Origin of the sequence: Corallococcus sp. AB030 (assembly GCF_003668965.1) — a bacterium.
In the GTDB taxonomy this organism is placed as follows: domain Bacteria; phylum Myxococcota; class Myxococcia; order Myxococcales; family Myxococcaceae; genus Corallococcus; species Corallococcus exiguus.
This window is the reverse complement of record NZ_RAWQ01000024.1, coordinates 44,540-67,873: the sequence shown is the minus strand read 5'-3', so window position 1 is coordinate 67,873 and position 23,334 is coordinate 44,540. Positions and strand designations below refer to the sequence as shown.

The 23,334-nt window shown below is 69.0% G+C and carries 16 protein-coding genes; 3 read left to right on the top strand and 13 right to left on the bottom strand.

Translation table 11 applies throughout. The features are described from left to right. Positions 1-506 (bottom strand): rhomboid family intramembrane serine protease (locus D7Y15_RS09045; RefSeq protein WP_233604866.1); only part of this gene is annotated, 506 nt, incomplete at its 3' end. Positions 507-734: 228 nt separating this feature from the next. Between D7Y15_RS09045 and D7Y15_RS09040 the strand changes: the two genes are divergently transcribed. Together D7Y15_RS09040 and D7Y15_RS09035 are read left to right on the top strand one after the other, a co-directional pair. After that, positions 735-2,612, top strand: a complete 1,878-nt coding sequence (locus tag D7Y15_RS09040; RefSeq protein ID WP_121752286.1) for an FHA domain-containing protein — start codon at positions 735-737, stop codon at positions 2,610-2,612. A 54-nt stretch (positions 2,613-2,666) separates the two neighbouring features. Next, complete coding sequence (locus tag D7Y15_RS09035) at positions 2,667-3,260, top strand: response regulator (protein WP_014398871.1); 594 nt, start codon at positions 2,667-2,669, stop codon at positions 3,258-3,260. Here the strand turns inward: D7Y15_RS09035 and D7Y15_RS09030 are convergent. The 3 genes from D7Y15_RS09030 to D7Y15_RS09020 are packed head-to-tail and all read right to left on the bottom strand — an operon-like array spanning position 3,257 to position 5,622. Further along, entirely contained in the window at positions 3,257-4,021 is a 765-nt protein-coding gene (locus D7Y15_RS09030; RefSeq protein WP_121752285.1) for an enoyl-CoA hydratase/isomerase family protein, read from the bottom strand. The two genes, D7Y15_RS09035 and D7Y15_RS09030, sit on opposite strands and share 4 nt — an antisense overlap. Before the next feature lie 12 nt (positions 4,022-4,033). Continuing rightward, on the bottom strand, positions 4,034-4,246 hold the full coding sequence (locus D7Y15_RS09025) for a biotin/lipoyl-binding carrier protein (protein WP_014398873.1): 213 nt from the start codon (positions 4,244-4,246) through the stop codon (positions 4,034-4,036). Between the two features lie 26 nt (positions 4,247-4,272). Next, complete coding sequence (locus D7Y15_RS09020) at positions 4,273-5,622, bottom strand: acetyl/propionyl/methylcrotonyl-CoA carboxylase subunit alpha (protein ID WP_121752284.1); 1,350 nt, start codon at positions 5,620-5,622, stop codon at positions 4,273-4,275. 173 nt (positions 5,623-5,795) lie between these two features. Here D7Y15_RS09020 and D7Y15_RS09015 point away from each other — a divergent pair, with 173 nt between their 5' ends. Further along, on the top strand, positions 5,796-6,137 hold the full coding sequence (locus tag D7Y15_RS09015) for a hypothetical protein (RefSeq protein WP_233597400.1): 342 nt from the start codon (positions 5,796-5,798) through the stop codon (positions 6,135-6,137). A 19-nt stretch (positions 6,138-6,156) separates the two neighbouring features. On the opposite strand, the gene ftsZ is transcribed toward D7Y15_RS09015, so the two are convergent. The 9 genes from ftsZ to ftsW all read right to left on the bottom strand — a co-directional run bounded on the left by ftsZ (position 6,157) and on the right by ftsW (position 23,331). Beyond that, positions 6,157-7,389, bottom strand: coding sequence for a cell division protein FtsZ (gene ftsZ, locus D7Y15_RS09010; RefSeq protein ID WP_120580454.1), 1,233 nt, complete (start codon positions 7,387-7,389; stop codon positions 6,157-6,159). A gap of 340 nt (positions 7,390-7,729) precedes the next feature. Continuing rightward, the gene (locus tag D7Y15_RS09005; RefSeq protein ID WP_368667328.1) at positions 7,730-15,100 is read right to left on the bottom strand and encodes an Ig-like domain-containing protein; all 7,371 of its coding nucleotides are present in this window, start codon (positions 15,098-15,100) and stop codon (positions 7,730-7,732) included. A gap of 340 nt (positions 15,101-15,440) precedes the next feature. Next, complete coding sequence (gene ftsA, locus D7Y15_RS09000; protein WP_120566811.1) at positions 15,441-16,676, bottom strand: cell division protein FtsA; 1,236 nt, start codon at positions 16,674-16,676, stop codon at positions 15,441-15,443. 41 nt (positions 16,677-16,717) lie between these two features. Then, positions 16,718-17,575: a cell division protein FtsQ/DivIB gene (locus D7Y15_RS08995; RefSeq protein ID WP_120575419.1), complete on the bottom strand. Its 858-nt coding sequence runs from the start codon at positions 17,573-17,575 to the stop codon at positions 16,718-16,720. Positions 17,576-17,709: 134 nt separating this feature from the next. Then, complete coding sequence (locus D7Y15_RS08990; RefSeq protein WP_121752283.1) at positions 17,710-18,666, bottom strand: D-alanine--D-alanine ligase; 957 nt, start codon at positions 18,664-18,666, stop codon at positions 17,710-17,712. Next, positions 18,663-19,595 (bottom strand): UDP-N-acetylmuramate dehydrogenase, encoded by a 933-nt coding sequence (murB, locus tag D7Y15_RS08985; RefSeq protein WP_121752282.1) that lies wholly within the window; start codon positions 19,593-19,595, stop codon positions 18,663-18,665. Before murB ends, D7Y15_RS08990 begins: the two co-directional genes overlap by 4 nt. 3 nt (positions 19,596-19,598) lie before the next feature. Then, on the bottom strand, positions 19,599-21,023 hold the full coding sequence (murC, locus tag D7Y15_RS08980) for a UDP-N-acetylmuramate--L-alanine ligase (protein WP_120575422.1): 1,425 nt from the start codon (positions 21,021-21,023) through the stop codon (positions 19,599-19,601). Next, positions 21,020-22,171: an undecaprenyldiphospho-muramoylpentapeptide beta-N-acetylglucosaminyltransferase gene (gene murG, locus D7Y15_RS08975; protein ID WP_120575423.1), complete on the bottom strand. Its 1,152-nt coding sequence runs from the start codon at positions 22,169-22,171 to the stop codon at positions 21,020-21,022. Before murG ends, murC begins: the two co-directional genes overlap by 4 nt. Beyond that, entirely contained in the window at positions 22,168-23,331 is a 1,164-nt protein-coding gene (gene ftsW, locus D7Y15_RS08970; protein ID WP_120575424.1) for a putative lipid II flippase FtsW, read from the bottom strand. The genes murG and ftsW overlap by 4 nt, the downstream gene beginning before the upstream one ends. Positions 23,332-23,334: the final 3 nt, after the last annotated feature.

Genomic DNA, 23,334 nt, shown 5'->3' with positions numbered 1-23,334 from the left:
GCCCGGAAGCCTCCCGGCCCCCACGTCCGCGAGCGCAGGAGGACGCCCACGAGCAGCCCCGCCATCAGCCCGCCCATGTGCCCCGCGTTGTCCACGCCCACGCTCGTCCAGCCGAGCCACAGGAAGACGAGCACCGTGGGCAGCGCGTTCTCCCCGGCGAACCACCCGAGACGCGCGCCTTTCGCCCCGGTCCGGGCGCGTCGCCCCAGCACCAGCAGTGCCCCCACGCACCCGAACACCCAACCGGACGCGCCCACGCTCACCGTCGGAGACCACCAGAGCGAGCCCGCCATCGTCGCCAGCCCGGACACGATGAGCAGCGCCACGTAGTCCCACCACCGGCACGAGCGCTCCACCGCCGTGCCCACCCCCGCGAACACCAGCAGGTTGAGGCCCAGGTGCAGGGCGTCCCGGTGCAGGAGGTTGGCCGTCAAAAGCCGCCAGCCCTGCCCCGCGTCCGTCACCAGGGGGCCGGACTTGGCCCCCCAGTGGATCAGCGCGTCCACTCCGGGTGGGCCTCCGGACGCCACCATGGTGTACAGAATGGCCTGCGCCGCGATCAGCGCTATCGTGAGCCCCGGTATCCTGCCCTCCCCACCCTTTCCGGCCAATCGACCGATGGACAACAGTGCCTCCCTGACCCTGGGATGGGCGAAAAACCCTGTTGTTCTCGGGGGATACATGGCTTGTCTCGGCAAAGGGCATTCTGCTATAGCTGTACTCGGACCGGACCCGTGCTGAAGCTCATCATCGAAGACGACGAGGGGCGCAAGACCGTTGTTCCCTTCGTGCGCGACGAAATCACCATTGGACGTCAGGAGGGGAACACCATCCGCCTGACCGAGCGGAACGTGTCACGTCGACACGCCCGGCTCGTGCGCCTCAATGGCCACGTCGTGCTCGAAGACCTGGGGAGCTACAACGGCACCCGGATCAACGGAGAACGCGTCGCAGGACAGCTCCCTCTCAAGGAGGGCGACCTCATCCAGATCGGCGACTACGATCTGGCCTTGCAGGTCGAGGGCGCGGGCAACGCTGCCGCCCCCACTGGCGCCATCACCGCCAAGGTGCCCGCCTCCCGCCGGCCAGAGCCGGAGCCCGAGGAGGAGGACGACGACGAGGTCGCCGGAGGACCCCGTCCCCGCGACACCATGGTGGATGGTGAGGACGAGGCGGAGGAGGACTCCGAGGACGAACACGAGCACACGCCCGTGTCCGCGGAGGCGCGCCGCAACGCCACGTCCATCATCCGCATGGACCAGATGGAGGCGGACCGGCCCCGGCGCGTGGAACGCGTGCCCGAGGACGAGCAGCCCCGGCTGGTGGTGCTCGCCCCCGCTGAGTTCAAGGGCCAGGAGTACGACTGCAACCGCACGGAGCTGCGGATCGGCCGCACGTCGGAGAACGACGTGGCCCTGGACCACCGCTCGCTGTCCCGCACGCACGCGAAGGTCGTGCGCGAGGAGACCGGCGAGTGGCGCGTCATCGACATGCAGTCGGCCAACGGGATGACGGTCAACGGCGAGAGCTACGCCCAGGCGACGCTCTCCCACGGTGACATCATCGAGATGGGCCACGTGAAGCTGCGCTTCGTGGGGCCCGGCTCGCTGGAAGACGACATCGCCGCGCAGGGCCGCTCCGGCTCCAAGAAGATGTGGGTCGCCGCGGTCATCGCGTTCCTGTCCATTGGCGCGGGCGCGGCGATCTTCGTGGTGAAGGGCCAGGACCTGCTGCCCAAGCCGCCGGACGACACGCCTCCCGTGGTCGTCGCGGATCCGCAGCCCATCCCGGAGCCGCCGCCGCAGACGAAGCCCCCGGAGACGAAGCCTCCGGAGACCGTGGCCGCGAACCCGCCCGCGACGCCTGAGAAGCCCCCGGAACCCCCGGCGGATCAGGCCTTCCTGGATGCGCTCCAGGGGGGCAAGTTGAACATCGCCGCCACCGCGCTCGACACGCTCCGCAAGAACAAGGCGCTCCCAGCACCGAAGCTGGAAGAGCTCCAGGCGCGGCTGGACCGGGAGAAGAAGTCGGAGAAGGACCTCGGCGCGACCCGCAAGGCCCTCCTCAAGCCCAATGGGGCCGGTGTCGATGAGGCGACCAAGATCTTCGGCGCCATCCCCACGGACACGGTCTTCGCCAAAGAGCGAGATGAGCTGAGCGACAAGTTGGAAGCCGCGCAGACCCAGGCCGCGCAGAACACCCAGCTGCCCGAGACACCTCCGCAGGACGACCCGGACGCGACCGCCGCCGCGCCCAATAAGTCCAATGAGAAGCCCACGTCCGATTACATGAAGGACATGAAGGCGGCGGACGTGGCCAAGCGGATCGGCGATATCCAGAAGCAGATCCTCACCATGAAGGCCCAGGATCCGGACGGCGCCCAGGAAATCGCCAAGGACTGCGCGTTGCTCGCGCCCAAGGTTCCCGAGTGCCACCTCTTGCTTGGCATGACGTATGCCCAGCTCAAGAAGTTCAAGATGGCCGAGCAGCACTACGAGACGTTCCTGACGCTCACGCCAGAGGGCTATCCAAAGCGCGACCTGGTGATCCAGGCGTTGACCAAGATGACCGGAGCGCCGCCGACCCAGGCGCAAAAGTCCCCCGGCCCGTAGCCTGGCGAGTACCCCCCCGCAGCAATTCCCTCAACCCTGCAGCGAGGAGACGCTGTGCAGATTCGCATCCTGGTAGTTGATGACGAGCAGGACAACTGCGACTACCTCAAGCTCGTGCTGACCCGTGAAGGCTACGAGGTCGTCACCACCACGGACCCCACGCAGACGGTGGACATCCTCCGTGGCTCGGACTTCCACCTCGTCATCCTCGACATGATGATGCCGCAGATGTCCGGCACCGAAGTCCTGGAGCTGATCCGCAAGTACGACACGGACATCGCGGTCATCGTCGCCACGGCGTACCCCACCGTGGACACGGCCGTCGCGTCGCTCAAGGCGCAGGCGTCCGACTACGTGAAGAAGCCCATGGAGCCGGAGCAGTTCACGGCCGCCGTGCGCAACGCGTTGCAGAAGAAGGGCCTGTCCCAGGACCCGGAAGCAGACCTGCACCGCGCCATCGGCCGCACCATCCGCGACGCGCGCAAGACGCAAGAGCTCACGCTCAAGCAGCTGGCCCGCCGCACCGGCCTGTCCGTGTCCCTGCTGTCCCAGATTGAGCGCGCGGAGTCCTCCGCGTCCATCTCGTCGCTCTACAAGATCGCCTCCGCGCTGCAGCTGCGCATGGGCGAGCTGTTCGGCGATACCTAGCGACCGGTGAAACGGGGCGCGCGCTTCTCCAAGAAGGCCGCGCGCCCCTCCTTCGCGTCCTCGCTGCCAAACGCCTCGCCGCGCACCTGACGCAGGTGCGCGACGTCCTCCGGGGACAACCCGGAGCGCGCCAGCAGCCCGAACGCCTCCTTCATCCCCGACACCGCCTTCGGCGCCCCCGCGGCCAGCGTCGCGCACAGCGCCAGCGCGCGTCCTTCCGCGCCCTCGGGGCACTCATCCAACAGGCCCCACGCGAGCGCCTCCACCGCCGGCAGCCGGCGCGCGGTGAGGAACAGCTGCTTGGCGCGCGAAAGCCCCACCAGCCGCACCGCCCGCGCCAGCCCCTCCGGCGAGTACACGATGCCCAGCCGGGCCGGAGGCATGAGGAAGAACGCGTCGGAAGCGCCCACGCGGAAGTCGCAGGAGGCCGCCAGGTCGAAGCCCGCGCCCACCGCGCCGCCCTGCACCAGCGCCACCGACGGCGCCGGGTGCCGCTCCAGCTTCAGCAGGCACGCCACCAGCGGGTCATCCGGCAGCCGCCCGTCCGCGCCCGGCGGCCCCAGGTGCGTCAAGTCGTAGCCCGCGCAGAAGTGCCCGCCCTGGCCGCGCACCAGCAGCGCGCGCACGTGGGCGGCCGGCTCCAGCGCCGCGTCCATCCGGGCCAGCAACGCGTCATTCAGCGCGTTGCGCCGCGACGGGTTGGAGACGGTGAGCACCCGGACACCGCCCTCGCGATCCTCCACCTCCAGCGTGGGCTCCATCGAAGCCCGTGGCTACTCGAGCACCACGAGGACGTCACCCTCGTTGACCGCTTGCGCTTCCTTGCAGCGGATCTCCTTCACCGTGCCGCCCTCTTCGGCCTCCACGGGCATCTCCATCTTCATGGACTCGAGGATGACGAGCGTGGTGCCGGCATCCACCTTGTCGCCCACCTTCACTTCGATCTTCCACACCGTGCCCGTGATGTGCGCCGCAACGTCCGCCATGAACCGTCCCTCCTCGGGGGGAATACTTAAGGCTTCGCGTGATGATCCAGGAAGTGCGTGTCCAGCTCACCGGCGCTGAAGGCAGGGTCCTTCAGGATGCGAAGGTGGAGCGGGATGTTCGTCTTGATGCCTTCGATGCGGAAGGACTCCAGGGCCTTCACCGCGCGGGCAATGGCCTCGTCGCGCGTGGCACCGGTGATGATGAGCTTGGCGATCATCGGGTCGTAGTTCGGCGTCACCACGTCCCCTTCCGCGTAGCCGGCGTCCAGGCGCACGCCCTCGCCCGTGGGCGGCTGGAACACCTTCAGCGGGCCAGGGGACGGGAAGTACTTCACCGGATCCTCCGCGTAGATGCGGAACTCCAGCGCCGCCCCTTTGCGCTTCACGTCCTCCTGCTTCACCGTCAGCTTCTCACCCGCGGCGATGCGCAGCTGCCAGCCGATGAGGTCCAGGCCGGTGGTCAGCTCCGTCACCGGGTGCTCCACCTGGAGCCGGGCGTTCATCTCGATGAAGTACACCTGCCCGTCGGAGTACAGGAACTCCACCGTGCCCGCGTTGGCGTAGCCGAACGCCTTCGCCGCCTTCACGGCCGCCGTGAAGAGCGTGTCCGCCAGGCCTGAGTTCCGTCCGTTGGCGAACAGCACCGACGGGGCCTCCTCCACCACCTTCTGGTGCCGGCGCTGGATGGAGCACTCGCGCTCCAGGCCGTGGATGAGGTGGCAGTGGGAGTCGCCCAGGATCTGGACCTCGATGTGGCGGGGCGCCGGGAAGTAGCGCTCCAGGTACACACCCTCGCGGCCGAAGGCGGCCTTCGCGCGGTCCGTGCACTGGCGGTAGACCTTCTCCAGCTCCGCGGGGTTGTTCGCCGCCGCCATGCCGATGCCGCCACCGCCGCTGGCGGCCTTGCACAGCACCGGGTAGCCAATGCGCTCCGCGGCCTCCAGGGCGCTCTGCACGTCCGGCAGCACGCCGTCGCTGCCCGGCACCACCGGCACGCCCGCGGCGGACACCAGCTTGCGCGCCTGGCTCTTGTCCTTCATCCGCGCCATGGCTTCCGGCGGGGGGCCCACGAAGGTCAGCCCCGCGTCCGCGCACGCCTGGGCGAAGTCGCCGTTCTCCGACAGGAAGCCGTAGCCCGGGTGCACCGCCTGGGCACCCGTCTTCTTCGCGGCCTCCAGGATGGCGGGGATGCTCAGGTAGCTGTCCTTCGCGGGCGCGGGGCCGATGCGCACGGCCTCGTCCGCCTCCTTCACGAAGGGCAGGTTCACGTCCGCGTCCGAGTGCACCGCCACCGTCTTCACGCCCATGCCCCGGGCCACCGCCCCGATGCGACGCGCGATTTCACCCCGGTTGGCGATGAGCAGCTTCTGGAACATGGCAGGCACCCTGGCGTTGCGAAGGGCGGCCAAACTAACCCCCACCCCCTTGACTGACAAGCGTCCGGGCAGTCGCGCAACAGGTCCGTACAGTCCCGTAAATTTGCGGGCTTGCGAGCCCCTGGCGTACCTTGCCCGACGTGAATCCTCCCTCAACAGGAACGCACAGCGTCGTGGACCTGCATGGTGCCCGCCGCGCCCGCCGTCTGGACTTGTACCGGAACCGGCTCAACCAGCGGCAGCAGGACACCCGCTCCAATCTGGTGACGCTCTACGAGGGCGGCACCCTCTTCACGCCCGACGGCACGCAGCAGGGCCGCTCCCTGCTCAAGGCCCTGCAGCTGCTGCAGCGCGCCGGCACCCGCCTGGAGGAGCTCTCCGGCGATGGCCTGCTGCCCGCCCCCAGCGCGTCGGAGCGCATCGACGCGCTCTACGACGAGGTGGACGGACTGTTCACCAAATGCGACCGCCTCACCGGCAGGGGCACGGCGAGCGTCGCCCGCCTCCCCCGCTAGCGTCCCCGCCGCTGCCTGACTACGGCAGCTCCGTCTGGCCCTGGCGGCGCAGGAACGTGGGGATGTCGAACTGATCCTCGTCCAGGGGCAGCGCCGCGTCCTTCACCACGGCCGTGCGCGCGCTCTGCATGGACGACTTGGGCGTCTCCACGGTGGACATGGTCGGACGCGGATTGCCCTTCGCGGGCACCAGGCTGGCCACCTCCTCACGCGAGGAGGACAGCACGGACGGCTGCGTGGAGGGACGGCCCACCAGCGGCACCTGCACCACCTGCGCCATGGGGCGCGCCTTCGCGTCCCGGTGCACGAAGCCCGTGGCGATGATGGTGATCTTCACCTCGTCCTGGATCTGCTCGTCGATGAGCGACCCGAAGATGATCTCCGCCTCGCCGTCCGCCGCGTCGTGCACCAGCGTCAGCGCCTCGTTGACCTCCTGCAGGGTCATGTCGCGGCCGCCGGTGATGTTGATGAGCAGGCCCGTGGCGCCGTCGATGGAGACGTCCTCCAGCAGCGGGCTGGAGATGGCCTGCTGCATGGCGGTGACGGCGCGGCGGTCGCCACAGGCGTTGCCCGTGCCCATGAGCGCCAGGCCCTTGTCGCTCATGATGGTCTTCACGTCCGCGAAGTCCACGTTGATGTAGCCGTGGTACTGGATGAGGTCGCTGATGCCCTGCACGGCGTTGAGCAGGACCTCGTCGGCGCGCTTGAAGGTCTCCAGCAGCGGCATGGGCTCGTTGGAGAGCGACAGCAGGCGCTGGTTGGGGATGGTGATGAGCGTGTCCACCGCGGCCTTGAGCTCCACGATGCCCTGCTCGGCCTGCTTGCGGCGCTTGTTGCCTTCGAAGAGGAAGGGCTTGGTGACGACGCCCACCGTGAGGCAGCCCAGGCTCTTGGCGATGTCCGCGATGATGGGCGCGGCGCCCGTGCCGGTGCCACCGCCCATGCCCGCGGTGACGAAGACCATGTCGGCGCCTTCCAGCACCGCGGCGATCTGATCGCGCGACTCCAGGGCGGCCTCGCGGCCCATCTCCGGGTTGGCGCCGGCGCCCAGGCCCTTGGTGAGCGCCTGGCCCAGCTGCAGCCGGGTGGGCGCCTTGCTCGCGGCGAGCGCCTGGACATCGGTGTTGGCGGCGATGAAGTCCACGCGGTCCAACTTCGACAGAATCATCGTGTTGACCGCGTTGCAGCCCGCCCCGCCCGCGCCCACGACACGAATCTTCGCGGCCTGCTTGTTCTGCTCGAACTGGTCCATGTCGTCCTCGTGGCGGAAGCACCGCGGCGCCGTCCGCGGAAACACCCACCCTCGACAATCATCAGGAAGTCGGGCGCTTTGGCAAGTATTCCGCTACCAGCCTGTAGCGCCCTGCTGCGCGACCGAGTCCTGACGCCCACTTACGCGAATGGCATCAGCGGCCATGCGGACATCGCGCGGATGTAAACACCCTCTTGACTCGCGTTCGCTGACTCGCCGTGACCAGTTGTGCGCGTCTTCCGCGCACGCGTGACGTGACAGGACGGGGCGCGGATGACGAAAAGGCCCGGCTCCCTCGGGGGGAACCGGGCCTTCCGTGTTTCATTCCGTGTCGCGGGTGCTACGGGGCGGGCTTCTCCACTTCCACCTTGCCCATCCGCGTGATGTTGAACTCCACGCGGCGGTTGTTCTCACGGCCCGCGGCCGTCTTGTTGGTGTCCACGGGCTTCGTTTCGCCGAAGCCCTCGGACTCCAGGCGCTCGCCCGCGATGCCCTCGTTCATGAGGAACGTCTTCACGCTGGCGGCGCGGCGCTTGGACAGGTCCAGGTTGGCGGCGTCGTTGCCCTGGCTGTCGGTGTGGCCCTCGACGCGCAGCAGCTCCACCTGCGGGTTGGCGCGCAGCACGGCGGCCACCTGCTTCAGGATGGGGAACGAGCGCGGCAGGATGACGTCCTTGTTCGTGGCGAAGTAGACCTTCTCCAGGATGAGGATGCGCTCGCCCTCGACGAGCACCTTGACCTTGCCCTTGTCCGGGCAGCCGTCCTCGTCATCCACGCCGTTGATGGTCTCCGGCTCGTTGGGGCACTTGTCCGCGACGTCGGGGATGCCGTCCTTGTCGTTGTCCGGATCCGGGCAGCCGTCCTCGTCCTGGAAGCCGTCCTTGTCCTCGGGCGCGTTGGGGCACTTGTCGTCCGGGTCCATGATGCCGTCGCCGTCGCTGTCCACCGGCGCGGGCGGAGGCGGCACGGGCTTCGTGTCCGGGCAGCCGTCCTCGTCCTCGAAGCCGTTCACCGTCTCCGGCTCGTTGGGGCACTGGTCGGCCGTGTCCAGGATGCCGTCGCCGTCGTTGTCCGGGTCCGCGCAGCCGTCCTGGTCCTGGAAGCCGTCGAAGTCCTCGGGGCCTTCCGGGCACACCGGCCGGGGCTCCGCGGCGCGCTCCGGGGCGCTGTAGGCCACGGACGCGAGCACGCGGAAGGTCGGCGTGCCGTAGCCGTGCGTGAGGCCCGGGCCCGCGCCCACCTGCGCGGACAGGCCGGTGGGCGCGCGGTACTTCAGGGCCGCGAGCAGCTCCAGGGGACGCTCCTCTTCGTTCTTCTGCTTGAAGCCCATCGCGCCCACCAGCGACGCCTGGGCGGCCAGCGGCAGGTCACCCAGCGGAACCTCCGCGCCCACCCCGTACGCCAGCGCGCTGCCGACGTTCAGGTTGCGCAGCTGCTCCGACTTGCGGAGGTCCACACCCACGTTGGCGAGGATGCGGAAGCGCTTGCCGTACTCCGCCACCACGCGCGGGTTGACGGACACGCCGGACCCACCGAGGAAGTCCGACGCACCACCCGTGGGCAGCGAGATGGGCAGCACCACGGACACGCCGTAGTCGTCACCGTCCAAGAGCCGCGCCTTCGGGATGAGGCGCAGGTCGCCGATGCCGCCTCCGCCCACCCCGTTGGCGAAGGAGGAATCCACGGCCGGCGAGTTCTCCGAGCCCTGGATGGTGATGGGCAGCACGACGCCGATTTCGAACCGGTCGAAGAGGCCGATGGCGCCCATCAGGTCGAAGCCCACCTGGCTCTTCACCAGGGAGGTGACGTACGTGTCCGAGCGGGGGTCGAAGAAGTTGAGCGGCTTGTCGGCGTAGTTGACCGACAGCCCCACGTTCCACCCCAGGTGCCGCTGCACCTTCGCGCCGTGCACCGCGAGCACGTCCGCGATGCCCGGGCCCGGCTTGTACTGCTGCACGTCGATGGCCTGCGACACGGCGGTGGCCTGCGCGTGGACGGAAGTGCCCGCGAACAAAGCCATGACGAACACCGCCAGCGCCCCACCCGCGCGCGCCAGGAAGTCCCCGGCGCGGCGGAAGCGGCGGCCCACCAGGGGCAGCGCCAGCAGCATCAGCGCGAAGGGCGCCAGCGAACCGGAGCCGCCCGTGTCGCAGCCGTGGCCCACCACCAGGAAGTCATCGTTGGCGTCGAGCGGATCAGAGCCGCCGTTCACTTCCGTGCCGTCGTCGATGCCGCCCTGGTCGGTGTCCTTCATGTTCGGATCCGTCTCCGTGGCGTCACGGCGACCGTCCTGGTTGCGGTCCTCCTCGCCGTCCTTCAGGCCGTCGCCGTCCGTGTCCGGGTTCTTCGGGTCCGTCTTCGTCGACGGATCCGCGTCCGGCTTGAAGTTCGGGGACGACGTGTCGGTGCCCGGCGGAGCGGTCTCCAGCGTGACGCCCATCTCCGTGCCGTCGTTGAGGCCGTCGTTGTCGCTGTCCGGATCGAGCGCGTCGATGAGGCCGTCACCGTCCGTGTCGGTAATCCCGTCGATGCCGTCCGGCACGCCGTCGTCGTCGGAGTCGGCGTCGAACGGATCCATCCCGAGCTCCAGCTCCGTGGCGTTGTCGACGCCGTCGCCATCCGCGTCCTGGTCGTCCGCCGGGTTGAGCGGGTCGGACTCCTGCACGTCCACGCGGCCGTTGTGGTTGCGGTCCTCGACGCCGTCGAGCACGCCGCCCTTGTCGGTGTCGGGGTCGAGCGGGTTGGTCTTGGTGTCGGGGTCCTGATCCGCGACGAACTTCGTCGGGTCGGTGTCCGCGCCCTGGGGCTGGGTGAGGCCCAGCTCCAGGCCGTCCGTCAGGCCGTCGCCATCCGTGTCGCTCTTGTTCGGATCCGTCTCGGTCGGGTCCACCTTGCCGTCGTGGTTGGCGTCCTCGTTGCCGTCGGTGAGGCCGTCGTCATCCGAGTCGTCGTCCAGGGGGTTGGTCTTCGTCGACGGGTCCTTGTCCGCCACGAACTTGGACGGGTCGGTGTCGTCGCCCTGGGGCTCGGTGAGGCCCAGCTCCACGCCGTCGGTCAGGCCGTCGCCGTCGGTGTCCGGGTTGTTCGGGTCGGTCTCGTCGGCGTCGACGATGCCGTCGTGGTCCTTGTCCTCGTTGCCGTCGAGGATGCCGTCGTCATCCGAGTCGCTGTCGAGCGGATCCGTTCCGCCCACCTTGACCTCGATGCCGTCGGGGATGCCGTCACCGTCGGTGTCCGGGTTGTTCGGGTCGGTGCCCGCGAGGATCTCCTCGGCGTCCGTCAGGCCGTCGTTGTCCGAGTCCACCGTCCCCGCCTGGTTGACGGTGAAGGTGGTGGTCGCGGTGGTGCTGTTCGTGCCCGCGCCGTTCGTGGACACCGCCGTGACAGTGTACGTGCCGTCCGCCAGCGGGCCGGGCAGCGCCTGGCTCCAGTTGCCGGAGGCGTTCACCGTGATGGGACCGTAGCTGGTGCCCTGGAACGTCACCGTCACGGACGTGGCGTTCGCGGACGTGCCCGACACCGTCACGTTGGGGTTGGTGACGGTGGAGCCGTTGACCGGCGAGGTGATGGCCACCGTCGGGGCGGCCGTGTTCACCGTGAAGGTAGAGGTCGCGGTCGTGCTGGTGTTGCCAGCCGCGTCCACCGCCACCGCCGTCACCGTGTAGGTGCCATTGGCCAACGGGCCGGGCAGCGCCTGGCTCCAGTTCCCGGAAGCATCCACTGCGATGGGGCCGTAGTCCGTGCCCTGGAACGTCACGGTCACGCTCGTCGCGCCGCCCGTGGTCGTACCGGTGACCGTCACGTTGGCGCCCACCGTGGAGCCGTTGGCCGGCGTGGTGATGGCCACCGTCGGCGCGGTCTGGTCCACCGTGAAGGTGACGGAGTCGGGCGCGCTCTCGTTGCCGGCCGCGTCCGTGGCCACCGCGGTCACGGTGTACGTGCCGTCCGCCAGCGGGCCGGGCAGCGCGTAGCTCCAGTTACCGGAAGCGTCGACCGCGATGGGGCCGTAGTCCGTGCCCTCGAAGGTGAGCGTCACGGAGGTGGCGCCCACGGAGGTACCCGTGACGGTCACCGTGCTGGAGGCCACCGTCGTGCCGTCCACCGGCGCGGTGATTTCGACTTCCGGATCCGTCAGGTCCACCGTGAAGGTGGAGCTGTCCGGCGTGCTGGTGTTGCCCGCCGCGTCCGTGGACGTGGCGGTCACGGTGATGGGGCCTTCCGGCAGGGTCACCGGCAGCGGGTAGCTCCAGTTGCCCGAGCCATCCACGGGGATGGGGCCGTAGTCCGTGCCGTTGTAGGTCAGCGTCACGGACGTCGCGCCCGTGGACGTGCCGGTCACCGTCACGTTGGGGGTGTTGACCGTCGAGCCGTCCACCGGGGTGCTGATGGCGACGGTCGGCGGGGTCAAGTCCACCGTGAAGGTGGAGGTCGCGGTCGCGCTGTTGGTTCCCGCGCCGTTCGTGGACACCGCGGTCACGGTGTACGAGCCCTCGGCCAGGGGGCCGGGCAGCGCGTAGGACCAGTTGCCGGAGGCGTCCACCGTGACGGGGCCGTAGCTGGCGCCTTCGAAGGTGAGCGTCACGGAGGTCGCGTTGGTCGTCGTACCGGTGACCGTCACCGTGGCGGTGTTCACCGAGGTGCCGTTGCCCGGCGTGCTGATGGCGACCGTGGGGACGGTCAGGTCCACCGTGAAGGTGGAGGTCGCGGTCGTGCTGGTGTTACCCGCCGCATCCGTGGACACCGCGGTCACGGTGTTCGGGCCTTCCGGCAGGGTCACGGGCAGCGCGTAGGACCAGTTGCCGGACGCATCCACGGGGATGGGGCCGTAGTTGGTGCCACCGTAGGTCAGCGTCACGGAGGTCGCGCCCGTGGACGTACCCGTCACCGTCACCGTGTTGGTGCCGATGATGGCGCCGTCGGCCGGCGAGCTGATGGCCACCGTCGGCGCGGTCAGGTCCACCGTGAAGGTGGAGCTGTCCGGCGTACTGGTGTTGCCCGCCGCGTCCGTGGCCGTCGCGGTCACGGTGTACGTGTCCTCGGCGAGGGGGCCGGGCAGCGCGAAGCTCCAGTTGCCGGAGGCGTCCACGCTGATGGGGCCGTAGCTGGCACCGTCGAAGGTGAGCGTCACGAACGCCGCGTCCGTGGACGTGCCGGTCACCGTCACGTTGGGGGTGTTGAGGACGGCGCCATCGAGCGGCGTGCTGATGGCCACCACCGGAGGCGTCTGGTCCACCGTGAAGGTGGTGGTCGCCGTCGAGCTGTTGGTGCCCTGGGCGTTCGTGGACACGGCAGTCACGGTGTACGTGCCGTCCGCCAGCGGGCCGGGCAGCGCCTGGCTCCAGTTACCGCCGGTCACCGTGATGGGACCGTAGTTCGTGCCCTGGAAGGTCACGGTCACCGTGGTCGCGTTCGCGGCCGTACCGGTCACCGTCACGTTCGGGTTCGTCACTGTGGAGCCGTTGGCCGGCGCGGTGATGGCCACCGTCGGCGCCGCAACCGATACCGTGAAGGTGGAGGAGGCCTGGGTGCTGTTGGTCGTGCCGTTCGTGGAGACCGCGGTCACGGTGTACGTACCGTTGGCCAGCGGGCCCGGCACCGTGGACGTCCAGTTACCACCCGTCACCGTGACGGGGCCGTAGCTCTGCCCATCCAGCGTGAACGTGACGGACGTCGCGTTCGCCGCCGTGCCGGACACCACCACATTGGTGGGGCTCGTCACCGTCGAGCCGTTGGCCGGCGTGGTGATGGCCACCGTCGGACCCGCCACCGTGAAGGTGCTGGTCGCGGCCGTGCTGTTCGTGGTGCCGTTGGTGGACACCGCCGACACCGTCTGCGAGCCATTGGCCAGCGGGCCAGGCACCGTGAACGTCCAGTTGCCGCCCGTCACCGTGACGGGGCCGTAGCTCTGCCCGCCCAGCGTGAACGTGACGGACGTCGCGTTCGCCGCCGTGCCGGACACCACCACGTTGGTGGGGTTCGTCACCGTCGAGCCGTTGGCCGGCGCGGTGACGGCCACCGTCGGCGTGGGCGTGGCGGCCGTCACCGTAAAGGTGTTGGTGTTGCTCTGAGGACTGGAGATGACGCCGGATGCCTCAATGACCGCGTAAACAGTGTGAGTGATTACGCTGAGCGCCGTCGAGGGCGTGATGGTGAAGTTGCCCGACGCATCAGAGGTCGCCGTACCAATGGATTGGCCATCCACGTAGACCCGGACCGTCTGGTTGGGGCTCGGCGTCGTGCCCGTGATGGTGGGCGTGGTGTTCGTCGTGGAGGAGGAGTTGGCCGGCGTGACGATCGTGGGAGGCAGGTTGATGACGCCCGGGTTACCGGGCGCGGAGCCGTAGGCCAGACCATCCGGAGCGCTCGCCGTGGGCTGGGTGCCCGCCGCGCCGCCAACGACCGACGTGAGGCACGAAAGCTGGCCTCCGAGCAGGAAGATGTTGCCGCCGCCGCCGCCGCCGCCCGTGCCGTGCGGTGAGGCCACGAAGGTGCTCAAGCCGCCGTTGCCGCCCTGCGCAGACAGTGTACCAATCCCACCGCAGGACAGTGCATTGGTGAAGTTCAGGAAGAGGGTTCCACCCGCGCCGCCGCCACCCGCCGCATCGTTGTCGGACTGGAGACCCGCAGCACCGTTCGCGGTGATGCTCCCCGTGCCCGCGAGCGCAGTTCCGCGCACGAACACAATACCGCCCGCGTTGCCGCCACCACCGCCTGCGAAGTCATTGCCGTGGCCAGAGCCACCACCACCGCCAAAAAAGAGGCGCGTCGCGGGGCTGAAAACCATCTGCGCCCCTCCGAGTCCTCCCACCGCGCGGGAGCCTGCGGCATCCCCTGTCCACGTCCGCCCGCCAATGCCTCCCGACCCACCGTTACCGCCACCGCCACCGCCAGAGTTGTGGCAGACACCGCCGCCACCTGCATTGAGGATGTTGCCTCGTCCCGCGAGGTTCGCTGACTCGCTGTACTCTCCGGGCAGTTTGTAGCGACCCGGAACAAGCCCCTCGCCCTTCATGGCCCCCCGAGGGGTCCCCACATCCAACTGGGTGCAATTATCGCCGCTGCCGTTGAAGTACTCACCGCCGCGGAAGCCTGCGCCGTCAGCGGAGATGATGCCGTTGTTCGTCACCGTCCCCGTGGCGAGGAACACCACGATGCCACCCACGTTATCGTTGTTGTCCTCGTCACTTGACCATGGCCTGGCAATGATCCGGCCGGTCGCCGCGATGTCGACCGTGGTGTATTCGGGCACGCGGATGACTTGGGCGGCCGTCCGGATGTTGTTCCCCGTAAAGGCAATCGTGAGGGCCGGAGCGATTCGAAGATGAGTGTCGTCCGTGACCTGCGTGACGCGTGCGAAGTGCCAACGTCCAACCGAAGTTGACGCCGAGAAGTCGAAGGGCCCCTGAGCGCCAGAGGTCACCGTGCCAGTGAAGTTGGTGGACTGGTACACCATCACCAGGTCGTCCAACTGGAAGGCCGCCGTGTCATCCACCGTCAAGGCGGTGGCGTTCGCGTTCGCGTTCGCCGTCAGGCGCGTGTAACGGTTGACGGTATCGGTCTGGCCAGCAGCGACAACCAGCGGGCCATCCGAACCGTTACCGTTGCCGAAGGTGTCCGGTTCAGCGAACGCGGGTGGCGCCATCAGCACGGCACACAGCAGGGCCAACAGGCCCGCGGCCGAGCGGCGAAGTCCCGTGAGGGGCGTCAGCAACCGCGAAGTCTTTTGTGGAGTCATAAGGTCAGAGGCTCACCAGGAACGGAGAAATCCGTTCCGGGAGCCACGGGCTCCCATAGCAAGCTGGAAGCCATCCTCTGTCGAATTCCCAAACCGTCCAAATCCTGGAACTTGCACGATTGGCTGCCCGTACCTAGGGCGAGAGTCCGGAAGCAGGATCCAGATTCCGGAATCTGGAAAATGTCCGCGTCCAGGACGGACGCGTCAGCGTTCCCCTCTGACACGTCAATCCAGTTCCCGGACACAGCTCCAGAAACGCGAAAGGGCCCCCGAAGGGACCCCTTGACTCAGCGCATTGTGGACGCCGGAAACCGGACTAGAAAATCTCTTCCAGCCACTCGCGCATCCGGCCCTTCACCTTCTTGTAGACGTTGCCGTCCTCGCGGATGCGGAACATGCGGCGGTCCATGTGCTTGGCGCCGTAGACGACCAGGCCCACGCCCGTGGCGTACATGGGGCTCTTCACCACGTCCACCAGGCCGCCAATGCCGCGCGGCATGCCCCGGCGCACCGGCAGTCCCAGCACCTCTTCCGCCAGCTCCGGCATGCCCGCGAGCAGCGTGCTGCCGCCCGTGATGACGATGCCGGACGCGAGCAGGTCCTCGTAGCCGCACTTCTGGATCTCCCGGTGCACCAGCTGGAAGATCTCCTCCACGCGCGGCTCCAGGATCTCCGAGAGGATCTGCCGGCCCAGGACGCGCGGCTGACGGCCGCCCACGCTGGGGACCTCAATCGTCTCGTCCTTGTTGATCATGGACGCGAGCGCGCAGCCGTACTTCTGCTTGATGCGCTCGGCCTCGTGCGCGGGGGTGCGCAGGCCGATGGCGATGTCGCTCGTCAGGTTGTTGCCGCCCAGGGCGATGACGGCCGTGTGGACGATGGCGCCGCCGGAGAAGATGGCGATGTCCGTGGTGCCGCCGCCGATGTCGACGAGGCACACGCCCAGCTCCTTCTCGTCCTCGCTCAGCACCGCCTCGGCGGAGGCCAGCGGCTGGAGCACGATGTCGGAGACGTTCAGGCCCGTGCGGTTGGCGCACTTGACGATGTTCTGCGCGCTGGAGACGGCGCCCGTGACGATGTGCACCTTGGCCTCCAGGCGCACGCCGGCCATGCCCAGGGGCTCCTTGATGCCGCCCTGGTCGTCGATGATGAACTCCTGAGGCAGGACGTGGATGACCTCCCGGTCCAACGGGATGGCCACCGCCTTCGCCGCGTCGATGACGCGCGCGATGTCCGCGTCGCGGACCTCCTTGTCCTTCACCGCGACGATGCCCTGGGAGTTGAAGCCCTTGATGTGGCCGCCGGCGATCCCCGTGTAGACGTGGGAGATCTCCGCCCCGGCCATCAGCTCGGCTTCCTCCACGGCGCGCCGGATGGACGACACCGTGGCCTCGATGTTGACCACGACGCCCTTGCGCAATCCCTTCGACGGATGCGTGCCGATACCGATGATGTCGATACCGCTATCGGTCAGCTCGCCGACGATGGCGCAGATCTTCGTCGTGCCGATGTCGAGGCCGACGATGATCTCCCCCGACTTCTGCTTCGCCATGAATCCTCCCAGGCTCCCTCACTTTCGTGAAGGAAGCATCCTCACTGCGTCGAGTCCCCGCTCCGCACGGAGTCGGACCCACTCGAAAGCCTCACCGCCACCCAACCCGGTCGGGCACGGTTATCCAAGCGAATGATCGCGGCCGCAAGCCCCCTTGTGCTGAGCTCGCGTCGAACGCGCGCCAGCCGCTGGAGCTTGACTTCCGTATCGCCAGCACCGAGGCGCACCTCCTGCCCCGTCGCCGTCACCAGCGCAAGCCCGGTGTTCTCCAGGCGCACTTCAGAAAGCCGCTCGGATCGCCCGGGCAACAACCGCGCATAAGCACGGGTTACATCCAGCGCGTCGCGGAACTTCGAACGCACCGCGTCCGGGTCCGCCACGTACGCGTCGCGCTCCATGCCCGTGACGAGCGGCAAGTCCAGCCCGTCCCCCGGGGTGACGCGCTTGAAGGGCTCGCCCTCCTCGTCCAGCACGTACAGGTCGCCCAGCACCGCCAGCGCCGCGGGTGCGTGCTCCGTCACCTCCACGGACACGCCGCGCGGAAACCGCCGCGTCACCTCCACCGTGCGCACCCAGGGGTGCTGCCCCATGGACCGCGCCAGCGCGGCCGGGTCCAGCGTCCACAGGTTCTGCCCCGCCGTCAGCCCGGACAGCTTCAGGAGCTCCGGGCGCGACGCGCGCTCCAGGCCGGAGAAGTTCACCGACTCCAGCGCGAAGCGCGGCGACACCACCGCCCAGGCGCGCAGCTCGATGCCGCCCCAGATGAGCCCCGCCGTCGCCACCGCCAACCCCAGCGCCTTCGCCACCGACGGCCCGTGCGAACGGACCGCGCCCGTCACCGCGTCATTGCGCGGTGCGGCGTCCAGGCGGCGGCGATTCTTGGATTTTCCGAAGGCCATGACTAGGGAGGCGCATGCTGCGTGCGGACGTCGAACCACGCCAGTTTTTGGCTACAGGCACGTCGCTGTAGCGGCGTGGGGGGACCACCCCGGCCTGCAAGAGACCGGAACTCCAGGAAAGAACGCGGAGCGGCTCAAGCCTTGAGCGAAGCGCCCTGGAGCAGCCGCTCACAGAGGGCCGGGAAGTCGATGCCCCGCCCCGCCGCGATTTTGGGCAGGAGGCTGGAGGCCGTCATTCCGGGCAGCGTGTTGATTTCCAGCAGGAAGACGTCGCCGCCTTCCGTGACGATGACGTCCGAGCGCGAGCCGCCGGAACACCCCAGCGCCTTGTGCGCGCCCAGGGAGACCTCGTTGACGCGGGCGTACAGGTCCGGGGGCAGCGGCGCGGGGAAGAGATACTGAGTACCGCTGCCGGCCTTGTACTTCGCTTCGTAGTCGTAGAACTCGCGGGCGGCCTTCACTTCGATGACGCCCAGCGCTTCGTTGTCCAGGACCCCGCCCTGCACTTCCCGGCCCTTGATGAACTGCTCCACCAGGAGCGTGCCCGCGTGCTTCGAGGCGTCCTGGACGGCGGCGGTGTAGTCCTCGCGCGTCTTGCAGATGTGCACGCCCACGCTGCTGCCCTCGCGGCTGGGCTTCACCACCACCGGGAAGGGGAACGGCAGCCGGTCCCCTTCCGCGAGCGCGGCTTCCGCCGAGTCGAAGGCGCGGTAGGGCGGCGTGGGGATGCCGCGCGCGACGAAGATCTCCTTCGCGTACACCTTGTCCATGCCCACGGCGGAGGCCATCACGCCGCTGCCGGTGTAGGGGATGAACATGGCCTCCAGCAGGCCCTGGATGCAGCCGTCCTCGCCGAAGCGGCCGTGCAGCGCGAGCCACGCGACGTCCACCTTCTCCGCGATGAGGCGCGCGGGCAGGTCCTTGCCCACGTCGATTTCCACCACGTCGTAGCCCAGCCCCTTGAGGGCGCCCGTCACCGCGGCGCCCGTGCGCAGGGACACCTCGCGCTCGCTGGAGAGGCCGCCGTACAGCACGCCGACGCGCTTCGCCTTCAACTCAGCGGGGGTGAAGCCTCGGGGACCGGTGCTCATGGAAGGAAGACTCCGACGAATTTGACTTCGGGGTGCATGACGACGCCGGTGGCTTCCTTCACCCGCTCCTGCATCAGGGTGATGAGGCCCCGCACGTCCCGAGCGGCCGCGCCGCCCAGGTTGACGATCCAGTTCGCGTGCAGGGTGGACACCTGCGCGCGCCCCAGGGTGTGCCCCTTCAGGCCCACGAGTTCAATGAGCCGCCCGGCGTGGTCGCCCGGCGGGTTGGTGAACACGCTGCCGAAGTTGGGCTGACTCAAGGGCTGCGTGCGCCTGCGGTAGCCCAGGTCCGCGTCCATGGCCGCCTTGCTGGCCACGACATCGCCCTTGGGAAGATGGAAGCGCACGCGGGTGACGATACCTCCCGCGGGCAGTGTGGCGTGACGGTAGGTGTGAGGCACCTGCGCTTTGTCCAGCCACCCCACCCCGTCCGCGGTGGCGACTTCAATGGCCTCCACCACGCGGAAGCACTCGCCGTTCTTGGTGCCGGCGTTCATGGTGACCGCGCCGCCCAGGGTGCCGGGGATGCCCGCGAGGAACTCCGCGCCCACCAGGCCCTGCGCGCGCATCACGTTGACCAGCCGGGCAATGGCCGCGCCCGTGCCCAGCGTCACCCGGCCGTCGTCCGGGCCCACGTCCAGTCCTTCCGGGAACAAATCCGGGGGCAGCTTCACGGTGAGCCCCGGCACGCCGCCGTCACCCACCAGCGTGTTGGCCCCGCCGCCCAGCACCGTCACGGGGATGCCCTCGTCGCGGGACAGGCGCAGCAGCTCCACCAGCGCGTCCGGAGAGCGCGGACGCACCAGCGCCTCCGCGGGGCCGCCCACGCGCACGCTGATGAGCGGCGCCAGGGGCTCGCCCGGCTTCACGTCCAGGCCCGGCAGCCGCGCCACGCGCGCCGCCAGAGGTGTCACCTCGCCCGCCTGCATCCCCTACCCGCCCTTCGCCGCGCCCATCAGGTTGAGCAGGTCGGGGCCCACCTGGGTGATGTCGCCCGCGCCCAGCGTGAGCACCAGGTCGCCCTCGAGCACGCGCTCGTGGAGCGCCTTCGCCACGTCCGCGCGCTTCTCCACGAACGTCACGTCGCGGTGGCCGTGCGCGCGGATGGCCTCCGCCAGCGCGTCGCCGGTGGCGCCGGGAATCGGCTCCTCGCCCGCCGCGTAGACGCTGGTGACGAAGAGCACGTCCGCGTCGTTGAACGCGGTGGCGAACTCCTTCATCAGGTCGTGCGTTCGCGTGTAGCGGTGCGGCTGGAAGGCGGCCACCACCCGGCGGCCGAAGGCGCGGCGCGCGCCGGACAGCGTGGCCATCACTTCCGTGGGGTGGTGCCCGTAGTCGTCCACCACGGTGACGCCGCCCACCTCGCCGCGCACGGTGAAGCGGCGCTGCACGCCGCCGAACTCCGCCAGCGCGGAGCGCACCGTCTCCAGCGGGATGTCCATCTCCTCCGCGATGGCCACCACCGCCAGCGCGTTGAAGGCGTTGTGCGCGCCCACCATGCGCACGCGGAACTCGCCCAGGTCCTCGTCGCGGCGGAAGGCGCGGAAGGTGGTGGTGAAGCCGTCCAGGGAGATGCCCTCCAGCCGGTAGTCCGCCATGTGCGAGCTGCCGTACGTGACGAAGCGCTTCTCGATGCGCGGCAGCAGGGCCTGGACGTTGGGGTTGTCCAGGCACAGCACGTTGAGGCCGTAGAAGGGAACGCGGTTGCAGAACTCCACGAAGGCGGACTGGAGCGTCTCCAGGTCGCCGTAGTGGTCCATGTGCTCCGGGTCGATGTTGGTGACGACCGCGATGGACGGGTGCAGCTTGAGGAAGCTGCCGTCGGACTCGTCGGCCTCCACCACCATCAGCTCGCTCTTGCCCAGCTTGGCGTTGGAGTCGAGCACGTTCACCTTGCCGCCCACCACCGCCGTGGGGTCCAGGCCCGCCGCGGACAGCACCGTGGCCACCATGGACGTCGTCGTCGTCTTGCCGTGGCTGCCGGCGACGGCGACCGCGTACTTCAGGCGCATCAGCTCCGCGAGCATCTCCGCGCGAGGGATGACGGGAATCTTGCGCTGGCGCGCCGTCACCACCTCCGGGTTGTCCTTGCGCACCGCAGAGGAGATGACCACCACGTCCGCGTGCACCAGGTTGGACGCCTTGTGGCCCTCGTAGAGCGTGGCGCCCAGCTTCGCCAGGCGGCGGGTGATGTCGCTCTCGCGCAGGTCCGAACCGGAGACGCGGTAGCCCAGGTTGAGCAGCACCTCCGCGATGCCGCTCATGCCGATGCCGCCCACGCCCACGAAGTGCACGTGTGCCGCGTGGCGCGTCTTGAAGAGGCTGCCGGGCTTGTTGCTGACGGTCTTGCTGCTCATGCCTTGCTCCCGGGTGCCTTCTTCACGTCCTTCTGTCCGCGGTCCCGTCCGCCCGGGCCCCAGGCCTGGGTGGTCAGGTCCACGCACACGTCCGCCAGCTCCTTCGCCGCGGCGGGGCGGCCGAAGATGCCCGCCTTCTTCGCCATCTGCTTGAGCTTCGCGGGGTCTGTCATCAGGCCGCGCAGCGTTTCCGCCAGCTTCTGCCCGGTGAGCTCCGACTCGCGGAACATGATGGCCGCGCCCGCGTCCACCAGCGCCCGGGCGTTCACTTCCTGGTGGTTGTCCGTGGCGTGCGGGAAGGGCACCAGGATGCTGGGCTTCTTGCACACCGTCAGCTCCGCCAGGGACGTGGCGCCCGCCCGGCAGATGACCAGGTCCGCCTTCGCGTAGGCGGAGGACATGTCGTCGATGAACTCCACCACCTGCGCCACGTCCGCGAAGCCCTTGTCCGCGTAGCCCTTCGTCACGTTCTCCAGGTCCAGCTTCCCCGTCTGGTGGACGATGTCGAGCTGCCCCTTCACGTCGCCCAGCGAGTCCAGCGCCTCCAGCACGCGGTTGTTGAGGCCGCGCGCGCCCAGGCTGCCGCCGAAGATGAGGACGGAGAACTTCTCGTGCGCGGAGCTGCTGCGCAGGTAGTTGTCCATCAGCTTCTTGCGGATGGGGTTGCCAATCATCTGCACCTTGGCTTCCGGGAAGTGGTTGCGCGCTTCCTCGAAGGAGGTGAAGACGACCTTCACGATGCGGCCCAGCACCTTGTTGGTGAACCCGGGCAGCGCGTTCTGCTCCTGGATGGCGGTGGGGATGCCCATCAGCCACGCGGCCAGCACCACCGGGCCGCTCGCGTAGCCGCCCACGCCCACCACCACGTCCGGCTTGTGGCGCGACAGGATGCGGAACGACGCGAGGAACGCCATGGGCAGCGCGATGAGCCCCTTGAGCAGGCCGATGAATCCCTTGCCCTTGAGCCCCTGCACCTTCACCAGCTCCAGCGGGTAGCCCTCCTTGGGCACCACGCGCGCCTCCAGGCCCTTCTCCGTGCCCACGAACACCACTTCGTTGGCGGGGTGGCGAGTGACGACCTCCTCCGCCAGCGCGATGCCCGGGAACAGATGGCCACCGGTGCCGCCGCCCGCGATGAGCACCTTCACGCCGTCACCTCCCGCAGGTCCGTCGTGCCCGCGCGCACCGGCCGCGACGCGCCCTGCGTGTTCGCGCTGAGCGACAGCAGCACGCCCGCGGAGCCCATCAGCACCACCAGCGACGTGCCGCCGTAGGACACGAACGGCAGCGTCAGGCCCTTCGTGGGCAACAGGCCCATGGCCACGCACATGTTCACCGTGGCCTGGAACGCGATGATGGAGCTGATGCCCAGGCCCAGGTACGTGCCGAAGGTCTCCCCCGCCGCCAGGGCCGCGCGGATGCCGCGCCACAGGACGATGGCGTACAGCACCACCAGCAGCCCCACGCCGATGAGCCCCAGCTCCTCACCCAGGATGGAGAAGATGAAGTCCGTGTGCGCCTCCGGCAGGAAGAACAGCTTCTGCCGGCCGTCCCCCAGGCCCAGGCCGGTGATGCCGCCAGAACCGATGGACATCAGCGACTCCGCCACCTGGTAGCCCACGTCGTGCCGGTGGGCCCACGGGTCCAGGAACGCGAGGATGCGCTTCATGCGGTAGGGGCTGGTCGCGATGGCGACGAAGGCCAGCGGCAGCGCGAGCAGGATGGAGCCCACCAGGTACGACAACTTCGTGCCCGCCGCGAACAGCAGCACGAAGAGCATGAACACCAGCAGCACGCTGCTGCCGAAGTCCGGCTGGAGCATGCACAAGAACACCAGGATGCCGCACAGGGCCAGGTGCGGGAGGAAGCCGATGGAGAACGTGGCCACCTTCTCCCGCTTCTTCGCCAGCGAATAGGACAGGTAGACGAGCCACGCGAACTTGGCGATTTCGGCCGGCTGCAGGCTGAAGCCCGGCAGGCGGATCCACCGCCGCGCGCCGCCTGCCGTGGTGCCGATGCCGGGGATGGCCACCGCGATGAGCAGCACGATGGCGACGAGCAGCAGCGGGTACGCCAGCCGCGCCAGCTTCCGCCACCCCAGCTTCATGGCCACCGCCATGCCCACCAGCCCCAGGCCCGCCGCGGACAGCTGGCGCTTGAGGAAGTAGAGGCTGTCGCCCAGCTTGTCCTGCGCGAGCACGGCGCTCGCCGAGTACGTCATCACCAGGCCCAGCGTCACGAGCGCCAGCACCGCGCAGAGAAGAATCGGATCGAACCGCACGGGGGCGGTCGGAGGAGAGGTCTTCATCAC